At 65.3% G+C, this 25,503-nt stretch carries 20 protein-coding genes; 13 read left to right on the top strand and 7 right to left on the bottom strand.

Annotated elements, in window-relative coordinates; translation table 11 throughout:
* Positions 1 to 5: 5 nt before the first annotated feature.
* Positions 6 to 935: an ion transporter gene (locus tag C9J49_RS01075; protein WP_107181167.1), complete on the bottom strand. Its 930-nt coding sequence runs from the start codon at positions 933 to 935 to the stop codon at positions 6 to 8.
* Between the two features lie 52 nt (positions 936 to 987).
* On the bottom strand, positions 988 to 1,854 hold the full coding sequence (locus C9J49_RS01070; RefSeq protein WP_046078297.1) for a CYTH domain-containing protein: 867 nt from the start codon (positions 1,852 to 1,854) through the stop codon (positions 988 to 990).
* A gap of 110 nt (positions 1,855 to 1,964) precedes the next feature.
* Here C9J49_RS01070 and C9J49_RS01065 point away from each other — a divergent pair, with 110 nt between their 5' ends.
* From C9J49_RS01065 to glrR, 6 genes are all read left to right on the top strand, one after another.
* A complete protein-coding gene (locus C9J49_RS01065) occupies positions 1,965 to 2,645 on the top strand; it encodes a TIGR00153 family protein (RefSeq protein ID WP_035598343.1) in 681 nt (226 codons plus the stop codon).
* 59 nt (positions 2,646 to 2,704) lie between these two features.
* Positions 2,705 to 3,970, top strand: coding sequence for an inorganic phosphate transporter (locus tag C9J49_RS01060; protein ID WP_046078296.1), 1,266 nt, complete (start codon positions 2,705 to 2,707; stop codon positions 3,968 to 3,970).
* A 223-nt stretch (positions 3,971 to 4,193) separates the two neighbouring features.
* Positions 4,194 to 5,507 (top strand): amino-acid N-acetyltransferase, encoded by a 1,314-nt coding sequence (gene argA, locus C9J49_RS01055; RefSeq protein WP_046078295.1) that lies wholly within the window; start codon positions 4,194 to 4,196, stop codon positions 5,505 to 5,507.
* 787 nt (positions 5,508 to 6,294) lie between these two features.
* Entirely contained in the window at positions 6,295 to 7,779 is a 1,485-nt protein-coding gene (locus C9J49_RS01050; protein ID WP_046078294.1) for an ATP-binding protein, read from the top strand.
* Positions 7,776 to 8,318 (top strand): hypothetical protein, encoded by a 543-nt coding sequence (locus C9J49_RS01045; RefSeq protein ID WP_046078293.1) that lies wholly within the window; start codon positions 7,776 to 7,778, stop codon positions 8,316 to 8,318. The genes C9J49_RS01050 and C9J49_RS01045 overlap by 4 nt, the downstream gene beginning before the upstream one ends.
* 15 nt (positions 8,319 to 8,333) lie before the next feature.
* Positions 8,334 to 9,728 (top strand): two-component system response regulator GlrR, encoded by a 1,395-nt coding sequence (glrR, locus tag C9J49_RS01040; RefSeq protein ID WP_107181166.1) that lies wholly within the window; start codon positions 8,334 to 8,336, stop codon positions 9,726 to 9,728.
* A 22-nt stretch (positions 9,729 to 9,750) separates the two neighbouring features.
* On the opposite strand, the gene xseA is transcribed toward glrR, so the two are convergent.
* From xseA to C9J49_RS01015, 5 genes are all read right to left on the bottom strand, one after another.
* Complete coding sequence (xseA, locus tag C9J49_RS01035; protein WP_107181165.1) at positions 9,751 to 11,100, bottom strand: exodeoxyribonuclease VII large subunit; 1,350 nt, start codon at positions 11,098 to 11,100, stop codon at positions 9,751 to 9,753.
* 74 nt (positions 11,101 to 11,174) lie between these two features.
* Positions 11,175 to 12,242, bottom strand: coding sequence for an AbrB family transcriptional regulator (locus C9J49_RS01030; RefSeq protein ID WP_181454225.1), 1,068 nt, complete (start codon positions 12,240 to 12,242; stop codon positions 11,175 to 11,177).
* Between the two features lie 58 nt (positions 12,243 to 12,300).
* Positions 12,301 to 13,809, bottom strand: coding sequence for a tripartite tricarboxylate transporter permease (locus C9J49_RS01025; RefSeq protein WP_107181163.1), 1,509 nt, complete (start codon positions 13,807 to 13,809; stop codon positions 12,301 to 12,303).
* Between the two features lie 12 nt (positions 13,810 to 13,821).
* On the bottom strand, positions 13,822 to 14,271 hold the full coding sequence (locus tag C9J49_RS01020; protein ID WP_107181162.1) for a tripartite tricarboxylate transporter TctB family protein: 450 nt from the start codon (positions 14,269 to 14,271) through the stop codon (positions 13,822 to 13,824).
* Entirely contained in the window at positions 14,268 to 15,248 is a 981-nt protein-coding gene (locus C9J49_RS01015) for a tripartite tricarboxylate transporter substrate binding protein (protein ID WP_107181161.1), read from the bottom strand. Before C9J49_RS01015 ends, C9J49_RS01020 begins: the two co-directional genes overlap by 4 nt.
* A gap of 137 nt (positions 15,249 to 15,385) precedes the next feature.
* Between C9J49_RS01015 and C9J49_RS01010 the strand changes: the two genes are divergently transcribed.
* From C9J49_RS01010 to C9J49_RS00985, 7 genes are all read left to right on the top strand, one after another.
* Positions 15,386 to 16,054, top strand: coding sequence for a response regulator (locus C9J49_RS01010; RefSeq protein WP_107181160.1), 669 nt, complete (start codon positions 15,386 to 15,388; stop codon positions 16,052 to 16,054).
* Positions 16,051 to 17,463 (top strand): sensor histidine kinase, encoded by a 1,413-nt coding sequence (locus C9J49_RS01005; RefSeq protein WP_107181159.1) that lies wholly within the window; start codon positions 16,051 to 16,053, stop codon positions 17,461 to 17,463. The genes C9J49_RS01010 and C9J49_RS01005 overlap by 4 nt, the downstream gene beginning before the upstream one ends.
* Positions 17,460 to 18,512 (top strand): ABC transporter substrate-binding protein, encoded by a 1,053-nt coding sequence (locus C9J49_RS01000; RefSeq protein WP_107181158.1) that lies wholly within the window; start codon positions 17,460 to 17,462, stop codon positions 18,510 to 18,512. Before C9J49_RS01005 ends, C9J49_RS01000 begins: the two co-directional genes overlap by 4 nt.
* 106 nt (positions 18,513 to 18,618) lie before the next feature.
* Complete coding sequence (gene guaB / locus C9J49_RS00995) at positions 18,619 to 20,088, top strand: IMP dehydrogenase (protein WP_107181157.1); 1,470 nt, start codon at positions 18,619 to 18,621, stop codon at positions 20,086 to 20,088.
* A 120-nt stretch (positions 20,089 to 20,208) separates the two neighbouring features.
* The gene (gene guaA / locus C9J49_RS00990) at positions 20,209 to 21,786 is read left to right on the top strand and encodes a glutamine-hydrolyzing GMP synthase (protein ID WP_107181156.1); all 1,578 of its coding nucleotides are present in this window, start codon (positions 20,209 to 20,211) and stop codon (positions 21,784 to 21,786) included.
* A gap of 295 nt (positions 21,787 to 22,081) precedes the next feature.
* Positions 22,082 to 22,894 carry a hypothetical protein gene (locus tag C9J49_RS16885; protein ID WP_146612961.1) on the top strand — a complete coding sequence of 271 codons (813 nt, stop codon included), beginning with the start codon at positions 22,082 to 22,084 and terminating at the stop codon, positions 22,892 to 22,894.
* The gene (locus C9J49_RS00985) at positions 22,860 to 25,136 is read left to right on the top strand and encodes a UvrD-helicase domain-containing protein (protein WP_181454224.1); all 2,277 of its coding nucleotides are present in this window, start codon (positions 22,860 to 22,862) and stop codon (positions 25,134 to 25,136) included. Before C9J49_RS16885 ends, C9J49_RS00985 begins: the two co-directional genes overlap by 35 nt.
* Positions 25,137 to 25,503: the final 367 nt, after the last annotated feature.

Below are 25,503 nucleotides of genomic sequence, written 5' to 3'. Positions count from 1 at the left end.
CGGGATCACTCCCGGGGCGTTTTTTCGTCCGTGGGCGTGTCGTCTGAAGGTTCGTTGCTCGAGGATCGGTCGTTCGAGGCTTCGCGCGGGTCGGGCGTCTCCTCGTCCAGCCAGGTGCCGCACTTGAGACAGTAGCGGGCGTTCTTCTCGTGGCGGTCATGGCCGCAGCCGGGGCAGGCTTCTTCCGAGTAGCGGTCGGCGCGGATCGAGCGGATCACCTCGGCGGAGAACACCCCGGTAGGCACGGCGATGATCGAGTAGCCGATCAGCATCACCATCACCGAGATCGCCTGGCCCAGCGGCGTCACCGGGGTGATGTCGCCGTAGCCCACCGTGGTCAGGGTCACCACGGCCCAGTAGATGGCGGTCGGAATGCTGGTGAAGCCGGCCTCGGCGGGCTCGATCAGATACATCAGCGAGGCGAAGATGGTCACCAGCATGAACACGGTGAACAGGAACAGGAAGATCTGGTGGCTGCTGCGCACCAGGGCGCCGATCAGCAGCCGCCCTTCGCCGACGAACTCCATCAGCCTCAGCACCCGGAAGATGCGCAGGGTGCGCAGCAGGCGGACCACCACCAGCGACTGGGCGCCGGGCACCACCAGTGCCAGCCAGGTGGGCAGGATGGCGATCAGGTCGATGACGCCGTAGAAGCTCTTGAGGTAGTGCCAGGGGCGTTCCAGGCAGTAGAGCCGGATCGCCAGCTCGGCGGTGAACAGCAGCGTGAAGCCCCATTCGAACAGCCGGAATCCCTCGCCATGGGCGTCTTCCAGTTGGGGCACGCTCTCCAGCATCACCACCAGCACGCTGGCCAGGATGGCACCGATCAGCGCGATGTCGAAGCCCTTGGCCAGCGGCGTGTCGGACTCGAAGATGATCTGGAAGACCCGGGTGCGCAGGTCGCCCGCGGCGGGTTTGAAGCGATCGTGATTCACGGCGTTCCCTCGTGCTGTTCACCCGTGACGGGCGGCGTCCCTGCCCGGGCGTTCAGCCCAGCGCGACCGCGTCGGGCAGGTGGCGTGACAGGGCGAGCAGCGTCCGGCCGGTGTCGGCGTTCAGCCAGTCGTCGTGCCTCAGGGCCTCGGCCAGCCGGCGGGCCATCGGCTCGACGTCGGCGTGCCGTTCGGCCAGCTGCAGGAAGGCCTCGCGGGCAGCCTCACGGAAGGCGGCGTCGCCGGTGTCGGCGTGGGCGTCGAGGGCCACCACGGCGCGATGCAGCCAGGCGGGGGCCGAGCCGCCGTCGGGCAGCGTCCAGCGTCCGGCGAGCAGGGCGGCGCCTCGGGCGGCCTTGCTGGTGTCCGAGGGGCGCAGCGGCACGCGCTCGGCCAGGGCTTCGGCCAGTTCGATCAGGGTGGCGGGATCGCCGTCCTTGAGTTCGAGCTCCAGCTCGCGGATCGGGACGCTGTGCGCGTCGCTTTCGATCTCGCCGAGGTCCAGGGCGATCTCGATGGCGGTGCCGTCCTGTTCCCACCACCAGATCTCGCGGGCGAAGTCGGTGGCGAAGCGCGGCCTGAGCTCGCCCAGCACGCCTTCACCGAGGGCTTCGATCGGCGGGAGGTCGGCCAGCCGGCCGAGGTCGAGGCCCGGGCCCATCACCTCCCACTCCCACTCGCCGCGGGTGGAAAGGCCGCCGCTGCCCTGGCCGCTGGTCTTCAGCGTCTGCAGCAGCCGGCCATCGGCGTGACGCAGGCGCAGCGCCATGCGTTCGCTCTCCAGCCGACCGTCAGGAGTGTCGAAGTAGGTGTTGCCCAGCTGGGTGGTGCGCGGTTCGAGGCCGGCGAGCCGGGGATGCCGGCGCAGCGCTTCCGGGCCCGCGGGGGCCAGGGCGAGCTTGAATTCGATCTCTTTTGCCATGGGAAAGGCCGCCTTGTTTCATGTTCGTGAAGATTAGATGATTTTCTCATGACGACAGCCCGGGCAGTCACTATACTGACGCCGCCATTTCCAAGTGCCCAGATGCCCCCATGGTGACATCCAATCCCTTCTCCGCGATGTTCGGTCGCTCGCCATTCCAGCCGCTGCTGGCTCATATCGTCAAGGTCAGCGACTGCGCGGAAGCCCTGCCGCCGTTCTTCGAGGCAACACTCACGGGAGACTGGCAGGAAGCCGCCCGACAGCGTGAGTCGATCACTCGACTCGAGCACGAGGCCGACGAGCTCAAGACCGAGCTGCGCCTCAATCTGCCCAACACCATGTTCCTGCCGGTGTCGCGCTCCGATCTGCTGGACCTGATCAGCGTCCAGGACCAGATCGCCAACAAGGCGCGCGACATCACCGGGATCATGCTCGGTCGCAGCATGCAGGTGCCCGACGAGCTCGCCCAACCGATGCGCGACTACATCCGTACCTCGGTGTCCTGTGTCGCTCAGGCCCGCGTCGCCCTGGAAGAGCTCAAGGACCTGCTCGAATCCGGGTTCGGTCGCAACGTGTCCGACGTGATGCAGACGCTGATCCGCGAGCTGCACACCCTGGAACAGAAGACCGACGAACAGCAGGTCGCCATCCGTCGCCAGCTGTTCGCCCTCGAGAGCGAGATGCCCCCGGTGGACGTGATGTTCCTCTACAAGATCATCGACTGGGTCGGTGAGCTGTCCGATCGCGCCGAACGCGTCGGCAGCCGCCTTCAGATCATGACGGCCAACTGAGCGGGACTCTCCCGCAGCGATAACCGCCACCTTCTGACCCGATACAAGGTTTCCGTCCTATGTCGATCATCGCGCAATACGGCGACATCTTCATCCTCCTCGCCTGTGCCTTCGGTTTCTTCATGGCCTGGGGTGTCGGTGCCAACGACGTGGCCAATGCCATGGGCACCTCCGTCGGCTCCAAGGCCGTCACCATCAAGCAGGCGATCATCATCGCCGTGATCTTCGAGTTCCTCGGCGCCTGGCTGGCCGGGGGCGAGGTCACCAACACCATCCGCAAGGGCATCATCGACCCGACCCTGCTCGCGGATGAGCCGCAGCTGCTGGTCTACGGCATGCTGGCCTCGCTGCTGGCCGCCGCGACCTGGCTGCTGATCGCCTCGATGCGGGGCTGGCCGGTCTCCACCACCCACTCCATCGTCGGCGCCATCGTGGGCTTCGGCGCCGCCGGCCTGGGCGTCTCCACCGTGGACTGGGGTGGCGTCGGCAAGATCGCCGCCAGCTGGGTGGTCTCGCCGCTGATGTCCGGCACCATCGCCTTCATGCTGTTCAAGTCGGTCCAGCACCTGATCTTCGAGAACCGCGATCCCTTCGCGGCGGCCAAGCGCTACGTGCCGATGTACGTCTTCCTGGTCGGCTTCATCGTCGCCATGGTCACCTTCACCAAGGGGCTGAAGCACGTCGGCCTCGAGGTCGGCTTCGGTGAGAGCCTGCTCTATTCGATCGTGATCGGCATCGGCGTGATGCTGCTCGGTGGCCTGCTCGAGCGCCGCGTGGGCGCCGAGAAGCGCCAGGGCGACGCCTTCGGCTACGACGGCGTGGAGCGCGTGTTCGGCGTGCTGATGCTGTTCACCGCCTGTGCCATGGCCTTCGCCCACGGCTCCAACGACGTGGCCAATGCCGTCGGTCCGCTGGCCGCGGTGATGACCGTCGTGCAGAGCGGCGGTCAGGTTGGCGGGGAAGCGCTGGTGCCGTGGTGGGTGCTGGTGCTCGGCGGCGGCGGCATCGTCGTCGGCCTGGTGACCTACGGCCACAAGGTGATCGTCACCGTCGGCACCGGCATCACCGAGCTGACTCCGAGCCGCGGTTTCGCCGCCACGCTCGCGGCCGCCACCACCGTGGTGCTGGCCTCCGGTACCGGCCTGCCGATCTCCACCACCCAGACCCTGGTGGGCGCGGTGCTGGGCGTGGGCCTGGCCCGCGGCATGGCGGCGCTCAACCTGCGCGTGATCGGCACCATCGTGATGTCCTGGCTGATCACCCTGCCGGCCGGCGCCATCCTGGCGATCATGTTTTTCTTCATGTTCAAGGGCATGTTCGGCTAAGCGACAAGCGCCGAGCGACAAGAAACCCCGAAGGTCAGGCCTTCGGGGTTTTCTTTTGCTCCTGGCGATCTCACGCTGCAGCTTGCAGCTTGCAGCTTGCAGCTTGCAGCTTGCAGCTTGCAGCTTGCAGCTTGCAGCTTGCAGCTTGCCGGTGCCGCCGTTTTTTTGCGTCTGGTATAGTCAAGGCTCTCATTTCCCTTCATCTGCTGCCGGAGCGCGGCCCTTGGACACTCGTTTTCCCTTCGTCGACTGGTTCCGCAATTCCTCGCCGTATATCAACGCGCACCGAGGATGTACCTTCGTCATCCTGATCGAGGGCGAGGCCGTGGCGCAGGGTCGAGGCGAGCAGCTGATCCAGGACCTGGCGCTGCTGCATACCCTGGGCGTGCGTCTGGTGGTAGTGCTGGGCATCCGCCCCCAGGTGGAGCGGGCCCTGAACGAGGACGGCATCACGCCCCGCCGCCACGGCGGACGCTGGGTGGCCGACGAGGCGATCATGGCCCGGGTCGAGCGGGTGGCGGCCGAGCAGCGACTGTGGCTGGAGTCGCGGCTGTCGCTGGGGCTGCCCAACACGCCGCTGCACGGCGTCGAGATGACGGTGGTCTCGGGCAACCTGGTGATGGCCAAGCCGCTGGGTGTGCGCGACGGTATCGATTTCGACCGCAGCGGCGAGGTGCGTGGCGTCCGCGACGAGGCGATCCGCGGCCTGCTGGATCGGCGTTCGCTGGTGCTGCTGCCGCCGCTGGGCTACTCCAGCACCGGCGAGGTCTTCGACCTGGACGCCGCCGAGGTCGCGCGCCATACCGCCACGGCCTTGTCCGCCGACAAGCTGATCCTGCTCGGCGAGGCCTGCGGCCTGTGCGACGACAGCGGCCAGCTGCGTCGGCAGCTGGCGCCGCTGGAGGCCGAGCCGCAGTTGGCCGCCGCCGACCCCGGCAGCGAGATGGCCCGCCACCTGGGCGCCGCCGTCGGTGCCGCTCGCCACGGGGTGGCCCGCACCCACCTGCTATCGTGGCAGGACCACGACGCCCTGCTCGGCGAGCTGTTCACCCGCGATGGCGTGGGCACCATGATCACCCAGCATCGCTACGAGCAGTTGCGTCGCGCCGGGATCGACGACATCGGCGGCCTGCTGGAGCTGCTCGAGCCGCTGGAGCGTCGTGGGATGCTGGTGCCGCGTTCCCGGGAGCGCCTGGAGTATGAAATCGACGACTATGTCGTCATCGAACGCGACGGCATGGTCATCGGCTGCGCCGCGCTGCATGCCTTTCCCGACGCCCGGATGGGCGAGCTGGCCTGCGTCGCCGTGCACGGCGACTATCGCGGCGGCGCCCGTGGCGACCTGCTGCTCGGCGAGGTGGAGCGTCAGGCCCGGTCGCGCGGGCTCGATGCGCTGTTCGCGCTGACCACCCATACCGCCCACTGGTTCTTCGAGCACGGTTTCGGCCTGGCCGACGTCGACGATCTTCCTCCCCTCAAGCGGGAGGCCTACAACCAGGCCCGGCGCTCCAAGATCCTGATAAAGCCCCTCGAGTGAGCGCTTATCTCGCCTTGGTGTCGCTTCTCGCCATCACGCCGATGACACGATGTCGCCGATTGGAGACTCTGTAAAGCCCTGTTTAAACAGGGCTTTTTATTTTTTCGGAGAAAGATGTCTCCAATTGGCAACGAAAATGGCGAGCTGAAGCCCGTTTATCAGGAGGCGTTGGCGCGTGCCAACGTTTTGGTTTTTTTAAGTTATTGATTTTATAGTGTTGTTTTTGGTTCTGGCACGAGGATCGCAATACTCATGGGGAGCAAGCGGGAAGCGGTTCAAACGGCTCGAACCGCTTCCCGGTCGCCAAGAGGCAGCTGACGACACTGCCCTGTGCCCCTGGCCTCTCGGCGACCAACGTCTGCTCCAGCGATGTGTGACTTTAGGTTGCGATGAGACGGTACCGACGACCTCGTCATGGACGGGTACCGAGAGGGCAAGGATGCCCTGGCAAGGATGCCTCTCCCCCGCGAGGGGGACCAATTGCACGGCCACGCCCCGGCGGGGCCGTCAGAGGAAGCGAGACGGTGAGCCGTCTCAGGAATCCCACCCTGACTGAAAGGGGATTCCGCCGCTTCATGGGCCCTCGGGCCCCGGGTAAACGATCGAGCGGCGCCAGTGGCGTCATCGAACGCTTTCCCACCCCTTCAGTTCCCTGCGTATTGGGCCGGCTATGCCGGCCTTTTTTTTGCCTGCTCGGCCGCGATGCGGCGCGGGTGACAGGCCGAACTCTGGTATCCTCGGGTAGACGATAGTGGTTGCCGACTCACTCCTTTTCCGAACGCTGGCCATGACATCTGCCGTTTCCCGCCGCTGGCGGCCGCGCTCGCTGTTGCAGCTGGTGCTGCTGGCCTTCCTGATGGTGATGCTGCCCCTTGCCGTGCTGATGTTCCAGGCCGGGCAGGCGCTGTCAGAACTTTCGCGCCTCGCCGACCAGAGCGCACGTCAGGCGGTCGAGGAGACCCGGCGTGCCCGCACGCTCGGCGCCCTGGCGCTGGAGATGGAACGTGGCGCGCGTCAGTACGCGGTGGTCGAGCAGGAGAGCCTGCTCGAGATCTATGACGAGCGCCTGGCGGAGTACCGCCGCCTGCTGGCCAAGCAGCGCGAGCTGCTGCCCGACGACCCGGACGTCGAGGCGCTGTCCGGGCAGCTCGACCGGCTCGCCGAGCTGCCGGAGCTACCGCTGGAGGCGTTCAAGCAGCGACTGACCGACTTCCTGCCCTTCGCCGAGCACACCGAGGCCATGCGTCACGCCACCAACCGGCGCATCGACGATCGCCTGGACCTGATTCGCCAGCGTGCCGAGACCGTGCAGCATCGTCTGTGGTGGCAGACCGCGGCGCTGGTGTCGGCCAGCCTGATCCTGATGCTGCTGTTCACCCGGCTGATCGTACGGCCGGTGCGCCAGCTCGAGCGGCGGATCCTGGGTATCGGCAGCACCGGCAGGAGCGCCCAGCCGTCGCCGGTGCAGGGGCCCGCCGAACTGGTCAGCCTCGACGAGCGGCTCGACTGGCTGTCGTCGCGGCTCGACGAGCTGGAGGAACAGAAGCAACAGTTCCTGCGCCACATGTCCCACGAGCTCAAGACGCCGCTGGCCAGCGTCCGCGAGGGCTCCGCGCTGCTGGCCGACGGCGTGGCCGGCGATATCACCGATCATCAGCGCGAGATCCTCGAGCTGATCGACGCCAGCGGCGGCGAGCTGCAGCAGCTGATCGAGCAGCTGCTCGACTACAACCTGCTGCAGCACAACCAGCGCCTCGAGATCGAGCGTCTGGACGTGGCCACCGTGGTCAAGGAGGTGCTGGCCAAGCATCACCTGGGCCTGCAGCAGAAGGGCATGTCGGTGCACTGCTTCGACGGCCCGCTGATCTGGCGGCTCGACCGCACGGCCACGGCTCGCCTGCTCGACAATCTGGTGTCCAACGCCGTCGCCTACGGCGAGGACGGCGGCGAGCTGGAGATTCGCGCCCGTGCCACCCACGGCTGTCTGGTCGTCGAGGTGGCCAACAGCGGCGAACCGATCCCCGAAGAAGATCGGGCGCGGCTGTTCGAGGCGTTCTATCAAGGGCGCATTCGCCGCAAGGGCGCGCTCAAGGGGTCCGGCATCGGACTATCGGTGGCCGCCGACTGCGCTCGCCTGCAGCACGGCAGCCTGGTGCTGGCGGAGGACGACCGCCTGGCGGTGTGTTTCCGCCTGACGCTGCCCGCGCCGGACGCCGACCATCAAGAATCGCTGACCGCTCCGGCGGTAGCCGACGCAAGGAACGACCCATGAAGATCCCACGCCCCCTGCTGCTGTGCCTGCTGTCGGCTGGCCTGACCGGCTGCCAGTGGCTGCCGGCGCAGCTGGCCGGAGAGCCCCGCGAGCCCGTGGTGGAGGAAAGTGCCGGCTGCTACGCCGAGATTCCGGATTTCGGCGAGACGACATGCCTGCTGCCGGAGTGGGTGGCCTTCGGCCTCGCCTCCCAGCGGGGTGACCGTGAGTGGCGCGACGTCACGCTCACGCGGGTCTCCGGCGACTCGCACGATCAGCGCCTGGCCCGGGCGGTCGTGCTGGCCTGGGGCAACGAGCGCGAATGGGATCAAGCCTCCGAACTGTACAAGGCCGACCTCCATGCGGCCCCGCCGCGGCTGCAGCCGCTGCTGCGCTACTGGCTCAACGAGCTGGAGGGGCGGCGCGCCCTGGGGCGGCGCCTGGAAGAGAGCCGCCGGGCCCAGCGGTCGCTGGAGGACGAGAAGGCCGAGCTGGGCGAGAAGCTGGACGCGCTCACCGACATCGAGCGCAACATCAACTCGCGACAGCAGACCGAGTAAGCGGGAGACACGAACATGATGCCAAGCGGAAGCCCTCAAGCCCCGAATCAGGGGGCCAACATCCTCCTGGTGGATGACGACCCCAGCCTGCTCAAGCTGCTGGGCATGCGCCTGGAAAGCCGCGGCTATCGGGTGACCACCGCCGAGAGCGGACGCGCGGCCCTCAAACACCTGGACGCCGGCAACCCGGACCTGGTGCTGTCCGACATGCGCATGGACGAGATGGACGGTCTGGCGCTGTTCCAGGAGATCCAGCGCCGCCTGCCGGGCCTGCCGGTGATCATCCTCACCGCCCACGGCTCGATTCCCGATGCCGTGAGCGCCACCCGTCAGGGCGTGTTCGGCTTCCTGACCAAGCCGGTAGACCGCGAGGAGCTGTTCACCACCATCGACGAGGCCCTGAGCCAGTCCAGCGCCGCCGGCGGCAACGACGGCGACGACCGCTGGCGCGAGGCGATCATCACCCGTAGCCCGGAGATGGAACGTCTCCTCGAGCAGGCGCGGATGGTGGCCACCTCCGACGTCAGCGTGCTGGTCACCGGCCCCTCCGGCTCGGGCAAGGAGCTGATGGCCGAGGCGATCCACAAGGCGAGCCCGCGCGCCGACAAGCCGTTCGTCGCCATCAACTGTGGCGCGCTGCCCGAGCAGCTGCTGGAGAGCGAGCTGTTCGGCCACGCCAAGGGCGCCTTCACCGGCGCGATCAGCGAGCACAAGGGCCTGTTCCAGGCCGCCGACGGCGGCACCCTGTTCCTCGACGAGATCGGCGACATGCCGCTGCCGCTGCAGGTCAAGCTGCTGCGCGCCCTGCAGGAGCGCCAGATCCGCCCGCTGGGCTCCACCACCTCGGTGCCGATCGACGTGCGGTTGATCTCGGCCACCCACCGCGACCTGGGCCAGGCGATGCACGACGGCGAGTTCCGCGAGGACCTCTTCTATCGCCTCAACGTGGTCAACCTCAAGCTGCCGCCGCTCAAGGAGCGCGCCGAGGACGTGCCGCTGCTGGCCAAGCACCTGGTGGCCCAGGCCGCGGAGCGCCACAAGCCGTTCGTGAAGGGCTTCTCGCGCGAGGCGCTCAACCTGCTGGCGGGCTGCGCCTGGCCGGGCAACGTGCGCCAGCTGGTCAACGTGGTCGAGCAGTGCGTGGCCCTGACCAGCGCGCCGATGATCCCCGAGGCGCTGGTCGCCCAGGCGCTGGCCGCCGAGGAAAACGCGCTGCCGACCTTCAGCGACGCCCGCGCCGGCTTCGAGCGCAGCTACCTGATCAAGGTGCTGAAGATCACCGAGGGCAACGTGACGCAGGCCGCGCGTATCGCCGGGCGCAACCGCACCGACTTCTACAAGCTGCTGGCGCGCCACGAGCTGGAGCCCTCGACCTTCAAGCCGGGCACGCCCCACAGCGAGGCCTCCTAGCGCAGGCCAGGACGCGACGCCGTCAGTCGGCGGCGTCTTCGTCCGGCAGTACCTCCAGGGCCAGCCGCCCCTCGCCGAGCCGCGCCGTCAGGCGCTCCCCGGGCCGGGTATCCGTCGCATGGCGGATCACCCGGCCTTCGTCGTTCTCGAGGATGGCATAGCCGCGGCCCAGCACCGCCAGCGGGCTGACCGCCTGCAGCTCGCGGGCGACGGCGGCCAGTCGCTCGCGCTGATGGGTCAGCGTGCGGGGCATGGCCTGGTGCAGGCGCTGACGGGCCAGCGTCAGGCGACGGGTCTCCTGCTCGAGGCGCCGCTCGGGCGAGCGCAGCGCCAGGCGACGCTCGAGGTCCGCCTCGTGGCGACGGGCGGTCTCCAGCCGCGCCTGCATGGCCCGCCGCAATCGCCCCTCCAGCTGCTCCAGCTGGCGGCGCCGGAAGGCCAGCACCTCGCCGGGATGGCGTAGCCTGGCGCGCAGGTGATCGAGGCGTTGGCCCTCGACGTCGAGCCTGGCGCGCTGGGCGCGCAGCAGCCGGCTTTCCAGGGCCTGCAGGCGCTGCAGCAGCTCGCGGCGGTCGGGCACCAGCTGCTCCGCCGCGGCCGAGGGCGTGGGCGCGCGGCGGTCGGCGGCGAAGTCGGACAGCGTCACATCCACCTCATGGCCCACCGCCGACATCACCGGCAACCGAGAGTGGAAGATCGCCCGGGCCAGGTGCTCGTCGTTGAAGGCCCACAGGTCCTCCAGGCTGCCGCCGCCGCGGGTGAGCAGGATGGCATCGCGTCCCGGGTCCAGCGCCGCCTGGCGGTTGAGCAGGCCCAGCGCGGCGATCATCGCCGGCGCCGCCTCGCGGCCCTGCACCGGCACCGGGATCAGCGTCACCTGGGCCAGCGGCCAGCGCGCCGCCAGCACCGCCAGCACGTCGCGGATCGCCGCCCCGGTGGGCGAGGAGAGCACCAGCAGGTGGCGCGGCGGAAAGGGCAGGGCGCGGCCATTGGCGAACACCCCCTCGGCGTCGAGCTTGGCCTTGAGCCGCTCATAGGCCGCCAGCAGCTCGCCTTCGCCCGCCGCCTGCACCGCCTCGGCGATCAGCTGGTAGTCGCCCCGCGGCTCGAACAGCGACACCCGGCCGCGCACCTTGACGCGATCGCCGTCGCGCATCGGCGCGGCGACGAAGCGCGCGCGGGTGCGGAACAGCGCGCAGCGCAGCTGGGCGCGCTCGTCCTTGAGGGTGAAATAGACGTGGCCCGACGACGGCCGTGACACGCCGGACAGCTCGCCCTCCACCCAGACGTCGCCGACGTCCTGCTCCAGCGCCTGGCGGGCGCGTCGGTTGAGTTCGGTGACCGAGAGGGCGGTGTCGTCGCTGGGGGGCATGGGCATCCTGGGTTGGGAGAGTCGGTGGCAGAGTGCCGGCGCCCCGTACTGTAGCGGATGCCCGAGACTCGCCGCTAGGCGCTAGGCGGCGCCAGCCGCTTGAGGAGCGTCGGCAGGATCAGCACCAGCACGCTGATGCGCAGCAGGTGGTGGGTGGTGACGAAGGCCGGATCGATGCCGAGCGTCAGCGCCACCAGGCTCAGCTCCGGAGCGCCGCCGGGCATGTAGGCGAGCAGTGCGGCGGCGGGGGAAACGCCGGTCAGCAGGTGGCCGGCCCAGGCGGCCAGCACGGCGATCGCCAGCAGCACCAGCGCCTGGGCGACGGCCATCACCAGGGCGTGGCCGACCCGGGCCAGCGAGGTGCCGGCGAAGCGCACGCCCACCGAGACGCCGATCAGCACCTGGGCCAGGGCCAGCAGCGTCGGCGGCACCGCGGCGTGGGTGACGCCGGAGAGATGCAGCGCCGCCGACACCAGCGCCGGGCCGAACAGCAGCGCGTTGGGCAGGCGCAGCAGCCGCCCGAGGGCGAGCCCGCCGAGGCCCGCCGCCGTCAGCCAGGCCGCATCCGCGAGGCCGGGCAGCCACAGCCACTGCGACAGGTCCGGCGTGGCGCCGGCCAGGTCGACGTGGCCGATCGCCTGCAGTACCGGCGGGATCGCCACCAGCAGCACCAGGATGCGCACCGCGTGGGTCATGCCCACCACCCGCAGGTCGGCGTCGGAGGCCATGGCCATCACCGTGACCGTGGAGACCCCGCCCGGCACGCCGGCGTACAGCGAGGTCTCCCGCGTGTGGCCGGCCACGCGCTGCGAGAGCCACACCGAGAAGGCCATCATCGCCGCCGTGGCCACCAGCATCACCGCCAGGCTCAGGCTCCACAGGCCCAGGTCGCCGGACAGCTGCGGCGTGAAGGCCGAGCCCAGCATCACCCCGATCACCACCAGCACGCCCTTGCGCCCGCGGCCCGGCGAGCGCAGCCGCACGCCTGAGAGGCTCGCCACGGTGGTGGCGATCATGGCGCCCAGCAGCCACGGCAGCGGCAGGTTCACGGCGAAGGCCAGCGCGCCGCCGGCAATGCCCAGCGCCAGGGTGGGCAGGAAACGCAGCAGCGGCAGTAGAGGAAAGGACGCGAGGGTAGGCAAGGCGAGGTGTCTCCATTCACAACGCATCGGGCCCGCTTGAGCGGGCCCGATGCGTGGGTCAGCTGGCGTGGCGGCGAGAGCGACCGGCGAGCAGCTTCGGCACCAGCCAGGGCAGTACCAGCAGCGCGGCGGCGGCGATCCATAGCCCCAACGAGATGCCGGACTGCCACAGGATACCCGCGTCGCCACCGCTGATCGACAGCGCCCGGCGCAGGTTCTGCTCCATCAACCCGCCCAGCACGTAGCCGAGGATCACCGGCGCCAGCGAGAAGCCGAGCTTGCGCAGCAGGTAGCCGAACACGCCGATGATCAGCATCAGGTAGATGGCGGTCAGGTCGGAGTGCAGCTGGTAGACGCCGACGAAGGCCAGGATGGCGATGGCCGGCACCAGCACCCAGCGCGGGATGGTCAGCACCCGGGCGAACACGCCGGCCAGCGGCAGGTTCAGCGCCAGCAGCACGATGTTGCCGATGTACAGCGAGGCGATCAGGCCGCCGGCCACCCCGGGGCGCTCGGTGAACATCATCGGGCCCGGGGTGATGTTGTAGAGCATCAGCGCGCCGAGCAGCACCGCGGTGGTGCCGGAGCCGGGGATGCCCAGCGTCAGCATCGGCACGAAGGAGCCCGCCGCCGAGGCGTTGTTGGCCGCCTCCGGGGCCGCCAGGCCGCGCATGTCGCCCTTGCCGAAGGTGCCGTCCTTGTCGGAAAGGCGCTTCTCGGTGGTGTAGGACACCGCGCCCGCCACCGAGGCGCCGGTGCCCGGCAGCACGCCGATGATGAAGCCGAGCAGGCCCGAGCGGCCCATGGCGCCCTTGCAGTGCAGCACTTCCTTGAGGCTGACGAAGACCCGGCCCAGCGGCGGCATCTCGTCGTCGGCGTCGCGGCGGTGGGCGTGTTCGAGCATCAGCAGGATCTCGCTGATGGCGAACAGGCCGATGATCATCACCACGAAGTCGACGCCGTCATAGAGCTCCGGCATGCCGAAGGTGAAGCGCATCACGCCGGTGCCGCCGTCGACGCCCACGGTGGCGATCAGCACGCCCAGCACCGCGCCGATGGCGGTCTTGACCGGGTCCTTGCCCATCATCACCGCCATCGACGAGAAGGCGAAGATCATCAGCGCGAAGAATTCGGCCGGGCCGAACATCACCGCCACTTCGGCCAGCAGCGGCGCGAACAGCGTCAGGCCGATGATGGCGATGGTGGCGCCGACGAAGGAGCTCACCGCCGACAGGCCCAGCGCCGGGCCGGCCAGGCCCTGCTTGGCCAGCGGATGGCCGTCCAGGGTGGTCATCACCGCGCCGGCGTCGCCGGGCACGTTGAGCAGGATGCTGGACATGCGGCCGCCGTACTCGGCGCCGGTGTAGATGCCGGCCAGCAGGATCAGTGCCGACTCGGCGGGCAGGCCGAGGGTGTAGGCCAGCGGCATCAGGATGGCGATGCCGTTGATCGGGCCGATGCCCGGCAGCGCGCCGAACAGGGTGCCCAGCAGGGCGCCGAGGAAGGCCAGCCCAAGGTTCAGGGGGCTCAGCGCGACGCCGAACCCCTCGATCAGGAAATCGAACATCTCGCAGCTCCGTTAGAGGATGTCGGCCAGCCAGGTGCCGTCGGGCAGGCCGATGCCGAGCCCCTCGGTGAACAGGAAGTCGCTGCCCGTGGCCATCAGCGCGGCGGTCACGAGGGCCTTGGTCCAGCTGGCGTCGAACAGCCGGGCCAGGGTCGCCACCACCAGGAAGGAGGCGGGAATGAAGCCCAGGCGGGTGAACAGCAGGGCGTAGACCAGCAGCAGGCCGAGCACGCCCAGCAGCCGTAGCGCCAGGGCAGGAGCCGGCCACTCGCCGTCTTCGCCGGGCTTGAACACCAGCACCAGTGCCAGGGCGGCGAGCAGGGCCGCCAGCCCCAGCGGGAAGGCTTTCGGCCCCACGGGCTCGTAGCTGAAGGGCACCTGCAGCTGAAGGGACTGGACGGCGATGAACGCCGCCAGACCGATCAGGGCCAGGCCCAGCAGTCGGTCGGCGGCGATTCTCATTTCAGACCCACTTCTTCGGCCAGTGACTGGAAGTCGGCGACCTGGTCCTTCACGTAGGCGTCGAAGTCGTCACCGAAGCGCGCCATCGGGAACAGGCCGCGCTCCTCGCGCATCTCGGCGAAGCCGGGGTTGTCGGCCAGCTCCTCGAAGCGCTCGATCCAGGCCTGGTAGGCCTCGTCGCTGACGTCCGGGCCCATGTAGTAGCCGCGCCAGATCGGCCACTCGACGTCGTAGCCCTGCTCGGCGGCGGTGGGGATGTCGGCGTAGGGGCCGCCCATGCGCTCCTCGGAGAGCGAGGCCAGCACGCGCACCTTGCCGCTCTCGAGCTGGGACTGCAGCTCGGACAGGTCGCCGGTGAACACCTGGATGTGGTCGCCCAGCAGTGCGGCCAGCGCCTCGCCGCCGCCCTCGAACGCCACGTAGCGCAGCTCGCGCGGGTCGACGTCGCCGGCCTTGGCGGTCAGCGCGGCTTTCATCCAGTCCTGGCTGCCCACGGTGCCGCCGGCGCCGAAGGCCACCGAGCTCGGGTTCTCCTTCAGGTCGGCCATCAGCTCGTCGAGGGTCTGCCAGGGGGCATCGGCATTGACCACGATGGCGCCATAGTCGACGCCCAGGGCGCCGAGCCAGCGCACTTCGCCGGCGTCGTACTGGCCGAACTTGCCCAGCGCCAGGTTGACGGCGGCGCCGGTGCTGGCCGCGACGATCAGGTTGTCGTCGTCGCTGCGCACGCCGTTGACGTGGTTGTAGGCTACCGCGCCGATGCCGCCGGGCATGTAGGTGACCAGCATCGGCTCGTCGATGAGCTCGGCGGCCAGCAGGCCGTTGGCCGCCAGGCGGCAGGTCAGGTCGTAGCCGCCGCCAGGCTTGGCGGGCGCGATGCATTCGGCTTCGTCGGCGGCCTGGGCCTGGCCGGCGAGCAGGGCGCCGCCCAGCAGGGCGATGCCGGAGGCGTGGCGGATGGCCGTGTTGATCTTCATGGCGAACTCCTGTTCTCTTGTTATGCGGCGCGAGGCGCTGCCTCGAGAGCCATCTCTGTGATGGCCCGAGCGATGCTAGGCCCGCCACCTTTCATCAACCTGTCATCCCGCCCGTTACCGTCTGAGACATTGGTCGAATGCGCCTGCTGGTCATCGAGGACGATCCGCTGATCGCCCGCTCCCTGGAACACGCCCTGGCCCCGCTGGGCAACACCATCGACGTCTTCGCCACCCGCGCCGAGGCACGCGCCGCGCTCAGTCACGATCGCTTCGATCTGATCCTGCTCGACCTCGGCCTGCCCGACGGCGACGGCCTCGAGCTGCTGGGCGAGCTGCGTGGCCGCGGCGACACCACGCCGGTGCTGATCCTCACCGCCCGCGACGCCGTCGACGACCGCGTCTCCGGCCTCGACCTGGGTGCCGACGATTACCTGGCCAAGCCGTTCTCGCTGGCCGAGCTGGAGGCCCGGGTGCGGGCGCTGCTGCGGCGCAGCCAGCAGCGCAGCGACAACCGCCTGCGCCTCGGCCGGCTGGCCTTCGATCCCGAGACCGGCAGCGCCAGCCTCGACGAAGCGCCGCTGGAGCTGCCGCGCCGCGAGCTGCTGCTGCTCGAGGGCCTGCTGCTGCACGCCGGCAGCATCGCCCCGCGGGAGATCCTGGAACGTCGGCTGTTCGGCTTCGACGAGGTGGGCACCAATGCGCTTGAGGTCTACGTCAGCCGGCTGCGCAAGCGGCTCAAGGACAGCGGCCTGCGCATCCGCACCTTCCGCGGGCTGGGCTACCGGCTGGAGGACGACGCCGGGTGATCGAGGTCGCGGGCTCGCTCAAGCGCCGCCTGGCGGTATGGCTGCTGGTCACCGTGACCGGGCTCGGCGCGCTGCTGATGGTCGAGGCCTGGTGGAGCAGCCGGCGCGCCGCCGAACGCGCCTTCGACAGCCAGCTCGAGGCCGCAGCCCTGACCATCGCCGAGGCCGTGCAGTGGCAGCACGGCGAGCCGGTGGTGACGATTCCCGCCGCGGCGCTGCAGATACTCGCTACCCGCCACCAGGAGCGGGTCTTCTACGCCGTACTCGACGCCGACGGCGAGGCGGTCTCGACCAACATGGCGCTTTCCATCGCCCCCGGCTGGCGCGAGCGTGCGGCCCGCGAGCCCCGGGCGCTGACCACCGGCTTCGACGGCGCCTCCTGGCGGCTCTACGGGCGCGAATATGACTCGGCCGGCTGGGTCTCCCAGGAGCCGGTGCAGATCTGGGTCGGCCACACCCGCGAGGGGCGGGTGGCGCTGGCCGACGAACTGTTCGAGCGCGCCGTCAGCCGCTTCGTGGCCATGGTGCTGCTGGCCGGCGTCTTGATGGCCATGGCGCTGCGCGTCGCCCTTGGCCCCATGCGCCGGCTGCGCCGCCAGCTGCGCCTGCGCGAAGCCGACGACACCCGGCCGCTCGACGCCCGCGTGCCCGAGGAGATGCGCGAGCTGGCCCAGACCCTCGACCACCTGTTCGCCCGCCAGCGCGAGAGCCGCGAGGCGTTGCTGCGCTTCACCGCCGACGCCAGCCACCAGCTCAAGACGCCGCTGGCGGGGCTGCAGAGCACCAGCGAGCTGGCGCTGAAGAGCCCCGAGCCCGCCGACTGGCACGCCGCCCTCGGCGCGGTGCACGACGGCGCGGCGCGCACCAGCCGCCTGGCCGGCCAGCTGTTGAGCCTGGCGCGGCTGCGCCACGTGGCCGAGGCGGGGGAGGTCGCCCCGCTGGACCTGGCCGCGCTGCTGCGCGAGACGCTGCTCGACTGGGCAGGGCGCGAGGCGGCGCGCGATCACGACCTGGGGCTCGACGAGTTGCCGGCCGGCCCCTGCCGGGTGCGCGCCGAGGCCTGGGCGCTGCGCGAGCTGCTCGGCAACCTGATCGACAACGCCCTGCGCTACACGCCGCCCGGCAGCACCATCACCCTGGGGCTCGTGCGCGAGGCCGAGGCGGTCGAACTCTACGTGGAGGACGACGGCCCCGGCGTGCCGGCCGAGGCCCGCGAGCGGCTGCTGCGGCCCTTCGAGCGCGGCGGGCGCCAGGACACCGACGGCTCCGGACTGGGGCTCGCCATCGTCGACTCCATCGCCCGGCGCCTCGGCGGCCGGCTGAGCCTCGCCGAGCGCGATCCCCACGGTCTGGTCGTGCGCCTGCGGCTGCCGCGCTGCGGCGACGACGAGACAGGGAGGAACGCATGAGCTCAGGGCGGCGTGTCGTGAAGTGGTTCGTGGGTGGCCTGCTGGCGCTGTCGCTGGGCCTGGGAGGCGTGGCCTCGGCCCAGACCGCCACGCCGCTGGTGGTGGAGGCGGCCCTGGACCGCGCGGTGGTCGAGCCGCTGCTCGACGCCTTCCGCGACGCCCATCCCGAGATCGCACTGGACTTCCGCGACCGCTCGACGCTGGAGGTCGACGCCCGGGCCGAAGACGCCGATGCGCCGCCGGACGTGGTGATCAGCTCGGCGATGCCGTGGCAGATGGCGCAGGTCAACGAGGGCCGGGCGCGGCGGCTGGACTCCGCCGAGGTACGCAACTGGCCGGCCTGGGCCAAATGGCGCGACGAGGTGTTCGGCTTCACCTTCGAGCCGATCGTCATGGCCTACCGACTCGACCTCTCGCGGCGCATGCTGCCGCCGCTGACCCACGCCGACCTGCACACCCTGCTGACCACCGAGCGCGAGGCGCTCTCCGGGCGGGTGACCAGCTACTCGCCGCTGGGCAGCGGCGTCGGCTATACGCTGTTCCAGCAGGACGCCCGCTACACGCCGCGCTTCTGGGACCTGGTGGCCGGCATGGGCGGCGTCGAGGCGCAGCTCGAGAACAGCACCCGCGCCATGCTCGAGGGCCTGAGCGACGGGCGCTACTGGCTCGGCTACAACCTGCTCGGCTCCTACGCCATGGTCTGGGCCCAGGATCACCCCGAGGTGATCGTCCAGGTGCCCCAGGACTACGCCCTGGTGCTGATGCGCATGGCCTTCGTGCATCGCGACGCCCCGCATCCCGCCGCCGCCGAGACCTTCGTCGACTTCCTGCTCAGCCACGCCGGACAGCGGGTGCTGGCCGGCGAGACGCCGCTGTTCAGCGTGCGGCCCGACGTGATCGGCCCCTACACCGCCCAGCGCCTGCGTGACCAGGTCGGCGAGCGGCTCTATCCGATCCCGCTCAACGCCTCGCTGCTGGCCTTCGTCGATCCCCAGCGCCGCGACGCCTTCCTGGCCCGCTGGCGGCGCGAGTTCACCCCCGATGACTGAAGCGTTTGCGACGTCGACTGGATTGCTGTAGGGCGGCCCCGGGCGTTATAATGGTTGATTAACTTCACCTCCCTCCTTCCCACCAGCGCACTGGGTGTTGCCGACTATGCTACGTATGGCCCAAGAAGCTCTTACGTTCGATGACGTATTACTCGTTCCCGGCTATTCGGAGGTCCTGCCCAAGGACGTCAGCCTCCGGACACGCCTGACCCGCGACCTATACCTCAACATCCCGCTCCTCTCCGCCGCCATGGACACCGTGACCGAGGCCCGCCTGGCCATCGCGATGGCGCAGGAAGGAGGCATCGGCATCATCCACAAGAGCATGACCATCGCCCAGCAGGCCGCCGAGGTGCGCAAGGTCAAGAAGCACGAGAGCGTGATCGTGAAGGACCCGGTCACCGTCGGCGCCAAGGCCAAGCTGGCCGACCTGCTGGCCATGGCCCGCGAGCACGGCTTCTCCGGCTTCCCGGTGGTCGAAGGCGAGACCCTGGTGGGCATCGTCACCGAGCGTGACATGCGCTTCCAGCCGAACCACGGCGACAGCGTGGCCGACATCATGACCCCGCGCGAGAAGCTGGTCACCGTGGCCGAGGGCACCGGCCTCGACGTGATCAAGGGCAAGATGCAGGAGCACCGCGTCGAGAAGATGCTGGTGGTGGACGACGAGTTCCGCCTGCGCGGCCTGGTCACCTTCCAGGACATCGAGAAGGCCCGCACCTTCCCGAACGCCGCCAAGGACAGCGACGGCCGCCTGCTGGTCGGCGCCGCCGTCGGCACCGGCCCCGAGACCCCTGATCGCATCGCCGCCCTGGCCGAAGCCGGCGTCGACGCCATCATCGTCGACACCGCCCACGGCCACTCCCGCGGCGTGATCGAGCGCGTGGCCTGGGTCAAGGAGCACTTCCCGCAGATCCAGGTGATCGGCGGCAACATCGCCACCGCCGAGGCCGCCAAGGCGCTGGCCGAAGCCGGCGCCGACGGCGTCAAGGTCGGCATCGGCCCCGGCTCCATCTGCACCACCCGCGTCGTCGCCGGCGTCGGCGTGCCGCAGATCACCGCCGTCTCCAACGTCGCCGCGGCGCTCAAGCCCTACGACATCCCGCTGATCGCCGACGGCGGCGTGCGCTTCTCCGGCGACCTGGCCAAGGCCATCGCGGCCGGCGCCAGCGCGGTGATGGTCGGCGGCCTGCTGGCCGGCACCGAGGAAGCCCCGGGCGAGGTCGAGCTCTACCAGGGCCGGACCTACAAGGCCTACCGCGGCATGGGCTCCATGGGCGCCATGTCCCAGACCCAGGGCTCCAGCGACCGCTACTTCCAGGACAAGGAAGCCGGCGTCGAGAAGCTGGTGCCGGAAGGCATCGAAGGCCGCGTGCCCTACAAGGGCGTGATGGGCGCCATCGTCCACCAGATGATGGGCGGCCTGCGCGCCTCCATGGGCTACACCGGCTGCGCCAGCATCGACGAGATGCGCACCAAGCCGGAGTTCGTGAAGATCACCGGCGCCGGCTTCAACGAGTCCCACGTCCACGACGTGCAGATCACCAAGGAAGCCCCGAACTATCGTGCCGGCTGATGCCAGCCTGACGCCGTAGAACGATGAGCTGGAAGCGCGCCGCCGGGCGGCTTCCAGCTTTTCGCTTCCGGCCCGCGAAATTTGCTCCCCGTTTTGCCCGCCTCGTATAGGAATGGCCAGATGACCGACATTCACGCCCACAAGATCCTGATCCTCGACTTCGGCTCCCAGTACACCCAGCTGATCGCCCGCCGAGTCCGCGAGATCGGTGTCTACTCCGAGATCCGCGCCTTCGACATCACCGAGGAAGAGATCCGCGAGTACGCCCCCAACGGCATCATCCTCGCCGGCGGCCCGGAATCCGTCACCGAGCTGGGCTCGCCCCGCGCCCCGCAGTGCGTGTTCGAGATGGGCCTGCCGGTGCTCGGCATCTGCTACGGCATGCAGACCATGGCCGAGCAGCTCGGCGGCGCCGTGGAAGGCTCCCACAAGCGCGAGTTCGGCTACGCCCAGGTGCGCCTCGACGTGGAGACCGCGCTGTTCAAGGACATCTCCGACCACATCGACTCCGAGACCGGCAAGAGCCTGCTCGACGTGTGGATGAGCCACGGTGACAAGGTCGCCCAGGTGCCGGCCGAATTCAGCGTGACCGCCTCCACCCCGAGCTGCCCGATCGCCGCCATGGCCTGGGAAGAGAAGCGCTTCTTCGGCGTGCAGTTCCACCCCGAGGTGACCCACACCCTGCAGGGCCAGCGCATCCTCGAGCACTTCGTGCTGGATATCTGCCAGAGCGAGCGCAATTGGACCCCGGCCCAGATCATCGAGGACCAGATCGCCCGCGTGCGCGAGCAGGTCGGCGACCGCCACGTGCTGCTCGGCCTGTCCGGCGGCGTGGATTCTTCCGTGGTCGCGGCGCTGCTGCACAAGGCCATCGGCGACCAGCTGACCTGCGTGTTCGTCGACAACGGCCTGCTGCGCAAGGACGAAGGCAACCAGGTGATGGAGACCTTCTCCCAGCACATGGGCGTGCGCGTCATCCGCTCCGACGCCGAAGACCTGTTCCTCGGCAAGCTCGAGGGCGTGGCCGACCCGGAAGAGAAGCGCAAGATCATCGGCAACACCTTCATCGACGTGTTCGACGAGCAGGCCGCCCAGATCGAAGGCGTGGACTTCCTCGCCCAGGGCACCATCTACCCGGACGTGATCGAGTCCGCCGCCAGCAAGACCGGCAAGGCCCACGTCATCAAGTCGCACCACAACGTCGGCGGCCTGCCCGAGACCATGAAGCTCAAGCTGGTCGAGCCGCTGCGCGAGCTGTTCAAGGACGAGGTGCGCAAGCTCGGCGTCGAGCTCGGCCTGCCCTACGACATGGTCTACCGCCACCCCTTCCCGGGGCCGGGCCTGGGCGTGCGCATCCTCGGCGAGGTGAAGAAGGAATATGCCGACATCCTGCGCGAGGCCGACGCCATCTTCATCGAGGAGCTGCACAACGCCGGCTGGTACCACAAGACCAGCCAGGCCTTCGCCGTCTTCCTGCCGGTGAAGTCGGTCGGCGTGGTCGGCGACGGCCGCCGCTACGAGTGGGTCATCGCCCTGCGCGCCGTGGAGACCATCGACTTCATGACCGCCCGCTGGGCGCACCTGCCCTACGAGCTGCTGGAGAAGGTCTCCAACCGCATCATCAACGAGCTCTCCGGCGTCTCCCGCGTCACCTACGACGTGAGCAGCAAGCCGCCCGCCACCATCGAGTGGGAGTGATCGCCAGGGCAGGGCGGACGAGCGCCGCCTAGCCCCACCGCATCACCCGCGTCATACGAAAGCCTGCCGTTATCGGCAGGCTTTTTTGTTGCCAAACGTAACCCGGCTAAGATTAACTAGGCTTCAGCCGTCGAGGCTGCGGCCGATACCATGGAGGAAGAAAGCACAATGCGAAGGGAGAGGGAAAAAGATGAGATTTAAACAAGAGTATGTTTTTTTCGGAACAATTTATAGAGTTTTTCTCTATTTTTAGTTTGGAGTGTGGTGCGCGTCAAGGGAGTAATAAGGGATATATATGAGGGATATGCTTGAGCCTGCAGGGCTGAAAAAGTTAGATCAAGGGACCATTTTTAATGGTGGGGTTTCGAGCATTTGCTCTGGCCACCCTGTGATGGGAATTATTCTTTCTGCCAGATGTGATATATCGCAGCGCAAGGTCGATGCTGTTGCCTATTCGCCAGTCATAAAAATTGAAACATTTGTTGAAAATGTTGTGTTTGATAAGGAAAGAGAATTTTATATATTAGATAAAATGGATGCGGTGAATAATTTGCTTCTCCAGCATAATCCTGAGCTTGAAACATGGGTTAATACATATGGAGTTGAAAAGGTTTTTGAAAATGAATCTTCTGATATTAATAAAAAAATAAAGGATAAGATAGAGAGTCATTTCAAAGATGTTGGCGTGGTAAGAGAGTTGCAGTATGAAGGATTGACTGCGGATAATCCTGTTTCACGTTCAGTTGCAAAAAAAATAAGATCTCATGTGGAGAGTTTGGCTCGTGGAAAGGTTGAAGGAGTGTTTCTTATAGATCATATTTCTGACGAAATCTCCGGAGAGTCTTCACCATATATTGTTAATCTGAGAGAAATAAGATTTGTTGATATGAGATTTCTCGAGAAAGTTTCAGAAGGGCTTTATTCCGATGAGGATACAGTTTACTGGGGTAGCGATGTGTATGATAAAGGAGAGATTTTCTTCTATACAGTCAGCAGGGTTAAATCTCCTTATATAGAGCTTTTGATGCAGCGGTTTGCCAATCAGTTTGTTAGGGTTGGTGTTGATGATGTCGATGTTCGATACATTACAGAAAAGCTTGGGGTTTAAAATGCGTTACGTGGCATTTGATAAGTCAGCGATTGAGATTGTTGTTCAAGAGAAGAAGTACCAGAGCGTTGAGTATTCTGAAGGGGGAAGGCTGATATCCCAACTCTTTTTCAATGAGGGTGGAGAAGAAGAATTGCCGGGGTTGAGCTTTCAGGATAAAGAAAGTGGTCGTCTTGTCTTATCGAAGTCTAGTTGTGAAAGATGTTATCTAGTTGTTGATTTGGAGCAGTTTGATGCTTTTTCAAGGTTGTCCCCTTCTCAATCTTTAATTGTGTTGCAAAAAGTTTTTCGTGCTTGTCTGAAAAACTGGAATAGCCAGCCGTTTGCTAAAACCGAGCGAGTTGCGAAAGGAGACTTGCTTGTGGTTTTTCCATGGTCTATAAGCAATGCTGATGGTAGTCGAGCTATTATTGATAGGAGGCCGGATAGCAAAAGGCAGGAAAAGCGCGATACTAGGAATTTGTTGTTATTCTCTTTTTGCGATAAAGAGGTTGAGAAGCCAGACACCTACACAGTATTCAAGAAGTTCTCTGAAGAATGCTCTCACGTTGACACAGTAACGTTTGGGGATGATAAAAAAGAAATATCTCCATTAAGAGTCCAGACGGTTGAAGGTGGGTTTACACCTATTGATTCGCGTCAGTCTTTAGAAACTTGGAAAGAAAAGCTTACGGAGACGCAAAAAAAAGTTGCTTTCTCCCCTTCTTTAGGTCCTGAGAGAATAGAGGGGCCTGCTGGAACTGGAAAGACTTTGAGTCTGGTTCTTCGTGGTGTTAGTTTGATTGAAAGCGCAATTCAAGAAGGTGTTTCGCGTAATATAATATTCATCACTCATAGTAACGCGACAAAAGATAATATTGCCACTATCTTTGAGGCTAATGGGATAACTGATGCTAAATTGAGTGGCTCTTTGGTTAATCTTCAGGTTATAACTCTCCAGGAGTGGTGTATTTATGAGCTTGGCAACAAAATAGAGGAGACTGAGGTTATTGATAAAGATGCTTCTGACTCTAAAGAGTACCAGAGGATGATTATAGAGGATGTTTTTGAAAGCGCTTACGAAGACATGGATGCAGGAAGGAAATACCTTTCGCACGATTTTTTTTCTTTTTTAAAAAACTATGATGAAAGTCCTGAATATATCATCCATGTTCTTCATCATGAAATTGCCGAGGTTGTAAAAGGTCGCTCTCAGCAAGATATTGATAATTATAAAAAAATACCGTTGAGCGAGCATGCTTTGCCTGTTGTTTCTGAAGGCGATAAAGAATTTGTTTTTAACATTTACAATTCATATCAAAGCTCTCTTGAAAATGCAGGAATGTTCGATACAGATGATATAGTCTTGTCTGCTCTTAATCAGTTGGATACTCCTATTTGGCGTCGTCGTGTTGACCGTGATGGTTTCGATGTTGCTTTGGTTGATGAAACTCATTTGTTTAATTTGAATGAACTCTCTGTTCTTCATCACCTTTTGAAAAGTAAGGCCAAAACTTCTATTGTTTATACGATAGATAGATCTCAGAGTGTAGCCAACTCGTCACTTTCATATTCAGATCTAAAAGCTTTGTTGATTTCAGGTGATCAGATCGAGACTTCTCTCTCAAGTGTGTTTAGATCTTCTCCGGAAGTTTTGTCGTTGGCTTGTGAGATTTTAGCTTCAGGAGCAGGGATATTTACGGCATTAGAAAATCCTCTAGATAAAGCTCAGCCGACGCTTACATTCGCGGAAGAAAGTAAGTGTGTTCCTCCTAGGCTTTTAAGCTATGACTCTGATGAAGAGATGATTTCTGGATCGTTCGAGGAGGCTTCTAAGTTGGCCGAGGAGATTGGTTGTTCAAAATCTAGAGTCGCTATTATTGCAGCAAGTGATGTTGTTTTGTCGGAGATAAAGCGCATTGCTTCAAATGAAAATAAATCTCATGAGGTTATTGAAAAGAGAGCAGATCTACATGCTGTTAGAAAGGCTGACAAATCAGGTGGTTACTTGATCGCTGGTATTGATTATGTTGGGGGGTTGGAATTTGAGGGGGTTGTGGTTTGTGGAGTTGATAAAGGTCGGCTTCCTCCGGCTGATTCTCTAGAGACCGATAGTAGGCATTTTCTTAAGCATGCTTCTTACAATAGGCTGTATGTGGCGATTTCTAGAGCTAGGTTTGGGGTTTCATTGCTCCAAAACAATAATAGAGGTAGGTCTTCTTTAATTTCTAGCGCGGTCGAGAAAGGGCTTTTTGAGGTTTAGTATTGTAATATTAAAAGCTTTTTGTGTAAATATATTGCAGTTGGTGTTTAATGTGATTGGCAACAAAGCCTAATAGAGAGAGGCCTTCGATAGATAGTTAGCACAAGAAGATGAATTCCCCCAAACCCGCCCAACGGCGGGTTCTTTTTGGCTATGTCCACGTTGAGTAGTGTTGTAGAGCTACCTTGAAAGGAAACCAATCGGACAGACGTAACCGGCCGCTGAACACACCTTCCGCTGAGGCCTGGAGCCGGTGACATTAGGTGCCCATCTATTAATAAATGGGCACCTATCATGACCACCTCAAGCACCGATCGTGAGATCCGCCGACGTCGCCGCTATACACCTGAGTTCAGAGCCAAGAACG

It is taken from the genome of Halomonas sp. SL1 (assembly GCF_003030865.2).
Classification (GTDB): domain Bacteria; phylum Pseudomonadota; class Gammaproteobacteria; order Pseudomonadales; family Halomonadaceae; genus Halomonas; species Halomonas halophila.
This window is presented reverse-complemented; position numbering and strand designations above follow the sequence as displayed.